Annotated in this window: 4 protein-coding genes; all 4 read left to right on the forward strand. The window is 60.1% G+C overall.

The window, feature by feature from the left end; translation table 11 throughout:
- On the forward strand, positions 1-1,080 hold a 1,080-nt coding region (locus Q7T64_RS02230), incomplete at its 5' end, for an AMP-binding protein (protein ID WP_304790458.1).
- Positions 1,081-1,166: 86 nt separating this feature from the next.
- Positions 1,167-2,411 carry a branched-chain amino acid ABC transporter substrate-binding protein gene (locus tag Q7T64_RS02235; RefSeq protein WP_304790461.1) on the forward strand — a complete coding sequence of 415 codons (1,245 nt, stop codon included), beginning with the start codon at positions 1,167-1,169 and terminating at the stop codon, positions 2,409-2,411.
- Between the two features lie 193 nt (positions 2,412-2,604).
- A complete protein-coding gene (locus tag Q7T64_RS02240) occupies positions 2,605-3,495 on the forward strand; it encodes a branched-chain amino acid ABC transporter permease (protein WP_370653242.1) in 891 nt (296 codons plus the stop codon).
- A 4-nt stretch (positions 3,496-3,499) separates the two neighbouring features.
- On the forward strand, positions 3,500-4,749 hold a 1,250-nt coding region (locus Q7T64_RS02245; RefSeq protein ID WP_304790464.1), incomplete at its 3' end, for a branched-chain amino acid ABC transporter permease.

Below are 4,749 nucleotides of genomic sequence, written 5' to 3' on the forward strand. Positions count from 1 at the left end.
TGCTACACCTCCGGCACCACGGGCCATCCGAAAGGTGCGCTGTACTCGCACCGCTCCACGCTGTTGCATTCGTATGCATCGACCATGCCGGACGCCCTGAACGTGTCGGCGCGCGATACGGTCCTGCCGGTGGTGCCGATGTTCCATGTCAATGCCTGGGGCCTGCCTTATTCGGTGCCCTTGACCGGCGCCCGCATGGTGTTCCCGGGGGCGGGGATGGATGGCAAGTCGCTGTACGAGTTGTTCGAGCAGGAGCAGGTGACGTTCTCGGCCGGCGTGCCGACGGTGTGGCTGAATTTGCTGACGTATGTCGGCCAGAATAATTTGTCATTCTCCTCATTCAAGCGTACGGTGATCGGCGGATCGGCATGTCCGCCGTCGATGATCCGAACCTTCCGCGACCAATACGGCATTGAAGTGGTGCACGCGTGGGGCATGACTGAAATGTCGCCGCTGGGCACGGCCGGCACCTTGCAGGCGCGCCACCTTGGGCTGCCGAAAGAGCAGCAGGAAGCCGTGCTCGACAAGCAGGGGCATGTGATTTTCGGCGTCGAGATGAAGATCGTCGACGACGCCGGCAGCGAACTGCCCTGGGATGGCACGACCTACGGCAACCTGCTGGTCAAGGGTCCCTGGGTGATCGACAGTTACTTCAAGGGGGAAGGCGGCGATCCCTTGCAGGATGGCTGGTTCCCGACCGGCGACGTGGCGACCATCGATGCCGATGGCTACATGCAGATTACCGACCGCAGCAAGGACGTGATCAAGTCCGGTGGCGAATGGATCGGCAGTATCGACCTGGAGAATATCGCGATGGCGCATCCTGCCGTATTGCAGGCGGCGTGCATCGCAGTGGCGCATCCGAAGTGGGATGAACGCCCGCTGCTGGTGGTGGTGAAAAAGCCGGGCGCCGAGGTAACGCGGGAGGAACTGCTGGCATTCTATGAAGGGAAGATCGCCAAGTGGTGGCTTCCGGACGATGTGGCATTCATCGATGCCCTGCCGATCGGCGCAACTGGCAAGGTTTTGAAAAACAGGATCAGGGAGACATTCAAGGACCACAAATTGCCAACCATCTGAGGGGGAGACATGGCCGCCATTGCCCCGGGCGGCATGCAGGATACCGAGCCCAATAAAATCACAAAATCCATAGAGAGACTACGCAAATGAAAATCCGTCCATTGATCCTGGCGCTATCCGCCGCGACCGTAATGACCGCTGCGCCGGCCGCATTTGCCGAAAATGTTCGCGTCGCGCTGATTGAAACCATGTCGGGCGCATTCGCGCCGATTGGCCAGAACCAGCTGCGCTCCTACCAGATGCTGGCGGAAACGGCGAACAAGCAGAAGTGGGCCGGTAATAACACCCTTGAATTCGTTCCCTTCGATAACAAGGGCAGCCCGCAGGAATCGCTGACCCAGTTGAAGGCGGCAATCGACCAGGGCTACCGCTACATTGCCCAGGGCAATAGCTCGGCGGTGGCGATGGCGCTGATCGACGCGATCAACAAGCATAACGAGCGCAATCCCGGCAAGGAAGTCGTGTTTTTCAACCATTCGGCGATCGATCCGGACCTGACCAACAGCAAGTGCAGCTTCTGGCATTTCCGCTTCGACGCGAACTCCGATATGAAGATGGAAGCGCTGACCGCCGAGATGATGAAGAACAAGGCGCTCAAAAAGGTCTACATCATTGGCCAGAATTACTCGCACGGCCACCAGGTCACGCGCGCCGCCAAGGAAATGCTCAAGCGCAAGCGGCCTGATGTGCAGATCGTCGGCGACGACCTGCATCCGATCGCGCAGGTGAAGGACTTCTCGCCGTACGTCGCCAAGATCAAGGCTTCCGGCGCTGACGCAGTCATCACCGGCAACTGGGGCGCCGACCTGGCGCTGCTGATCAAGGCTGCCAAGGATGCCGGCCTGACCGCCAACTTCTACACCTACTACGCATCGACCACGGGCGTGCCCACCGCAATGGGCGCAGCCGGTGCCGACCGGGTCAAGTATGTCGGTCTGTGGAATGTCAACAACGAGACTTACGCCGGCCGTGAGATCGTCGAAGCCTTCAAGAAGAAGTACAACGACGACTATTACATCATGCAGACCTATTCAGTGGTCTCCATGTTCAGCCAGGCGATCAAGGCGACCAATTCCACCAATCCGGTGAAAGTGGCGTTCGCAATGGAAGGCATGAAAACGAAGTCGCTCAATGGCGAAGTCGAAATGCGTGCCAGCGACCATCAGATGCTGCAACCTTTGTACATCGCGACCTGGAGCAAGACCAACAACAAGGACGTTCGCTTTGACCAGGAAAACACTGGCTACGGCTGGAAGACCGATGTCAAGGTACCGACCTACATCGCCTCGCAGCCGACTTCGTGCCAGATGAAGCGGCCTGCCAAGTCGTAATCACGCACCCCGGAAGTCCCGCACCGCATGCATGGTGCGGGACTGTTCACCGACCTTTTGCCGGTAATCCTGGCGCCAGCCTGACTGGCGTGCAGTGCTGCTTGTCGTCGTCGTTTTCATCCCAAGGGACGTACTGGTGGAATTTACACTGATCACATTGCTCAACGGCTTGAGCTACGGGCTGTTGCTGTTCATGCTGTCGTCCGGGCTGACGCTGATTTTCAGCATGATGGGCGTGCTCAATTTTGCGCACACCGGTTTTTACATGATCGGCGCTTATTTCGCCTACATGATCAGCGACTCGTTCAATTTCTGGGTGGCGCTGGTGCTGGCGCCCGTGCTGGTGGGTTTGCTCGGCGCGGCGGTGGAACGCTATGGCTTGCGCGCGGTGCACAAGTTCGGTCACATTCCCGAGCTGTTGTTCACGTTCGGCCTGTCGTTCGTGATGGTTGAGGTGGTGCAACTGATCTGGGGCCGCTCGGCCGTGCGTTACGTGATCCCGCCGGAGCTCGACGGCCCGCTGTTTACGCTCTACACCACGACGTTCCCGATTTACCGCGGCTTCATGATGCTGGTGGCGCTGGTGATGATGCTGTCGATCTACCTGGTGCTGACCCGCACCCGCATCGGGCTGGTGATCCAGGCTTCGCTGACGCACCCGGAGATGGTGGAAGCGCTCGGGCATAACGTGCCGCGGGTGTTCATGCTGGTGTTTGGCGGCGGCTGCGCGCTGGCCGGGCTGGCCGGTGTCATCGGCGGCAATGCGTTCGTGACCGAGCCCAGCATGGCGGCCACCGTCGGCAGCATCATCTTTGTGGTGGTGGTGGTCGGTGGCATGGGCTCGCTGACCGGCGCCCTGATGGCGTCGCTGCTGATTGGCGTGATACAGACATTCGCCGTGGCGATCGACTATTCCATTTCGGATGTGCTGGCCTTTGTCGGCATGATGGTCACGCCCGAAACGCCAGGTTACAACGTGCTGAGGCTGACGATTGCGCAAACCGCGCCGATCCTGCCTTACCTGTTCCTGGTCCTGATGATGATATTCCGGCCCCGCGGCCTGATGGGCACGAGGGAAGGCTAAAGCAATGCAGGCAACCAATAGCACCATGCGGTTCAAGCCGATCAACCTGGGGCGCAGGATCGTATGGACCGCCTTCGCCCTGGTCCTGCTGATCGCACCGATGATCTTCAACAAGGGTGCATCGCTGTCCATCCTGTGCCAGATGGGTACGCTGATGATCTTTGCCTTGTCCTACAACATGCTGCTCGGGCAGGGCGGCATGCTGTCGTTCGGCCATGCCGTGTATTCGGGACTGGGCGCTTATTTCGCGATCCATGCGATGAACCTGGCAAGCGGCGGCTCGCTGCCGATACCGGTCAGCCTGATTCCGCTGGTCGGCGGCTTTGCCGGCATGATGTTCGGCATCCTGTTCGGCTATGTGACGACCAAGAAGGCGGGCACCACGTTTGCGATGATCACGCTGGGCATCGTCGAATTGGTATTCGCCTGTTCGCTGATGTTCCCCGGCTTCTTCGGCGGCGAGGGCGGCATTACCACCAACCGCGTTATCGGCCAGCCTTTCCTCGGCATCACCTACGGGCCGGCGATCCAGGTGTACTACCTGATCGTGGCCTGGACTCTGGCCTGCATGGCGGCGATGTTCGCCTGGACCCAGACCCCGCTCGGGCGCATGGCCAACGCAGTGCGCGACAATCCCGAGCGCGCCGAATTCGTCGGCTACGACACGCATGTAGTGCGTTTTCTCACGCTTCTGATATCCAGTTTTTTTGCCGGTATCGCAGGCGGGCTGAATTGCATCAATTACGAAATCGTGACCGCCGAGAACGTAGGCGCCTTGCGCTCGGCCGGTGTGCTGATGGCTACGTTCGTCGGCGGCGCCGGATTCTTCTTCGGCCCCGTCATCGGCAGCATCGTCTTTTTCATCATGGTCACCGCGGTCGGTGCCATAACCAAGGCCTGGGCGTTCTACCTCGGACTGCTGTTCCTGCTGATAGTGTTGTACGCGCCGGGCGGCTTTGCCAGCCTGATCGTGATGCACATACCGGTGATGAAGGAGCGGCTGATGAACCGCCTGTGGCTGCCTTACGCCGGCGCCCTCGCCACCGGTCTGTTGCTGCTCATCGGACTGGTGAGCGTGGTCGAAATCACCTATCACTACTCGCTCGAAGCCGACACCGCGCCGGAGATGACGCTGTTCGGATTCCAGTTCAACGTCACCCACGCAACGCCCTGGGCCGCCGCCGTCGGCCTGTTGCTCGGCGGCTTCATCGTTTCACTCTTTGCCTGGAAAGACGTGGGACAGGCCTGGGCCGG

The sequence above is a fragment of the Lacisediminimonas sp. genome, from assembly GCF_030645335.1.
Taxonomy (GTDB): domain Bacteria; phylum Pseudomonadota; class Gammaproteobacteria; order Burkholderiales; family Burkholderiaceae_D; genus Lacisediminimonas.

Bases quoted from the DNA above. Each gene is read 5' to 3' on its own strand.
- Q7T64_RS02235 (WP_304790461.1), top strand. From the start codon at position 1,167: ATGAAAATCCGTCCATTGATCCTGGCGCTATCCGCCGCGACCGTAATG.
- Q7T64_RS02240 (WP_370653242.1), top strand. From the start codon at position 2,605: ATGCTGTCGTCCGGGCTGACGCTGATTTTCAGCATGATGGGCGTGCTC.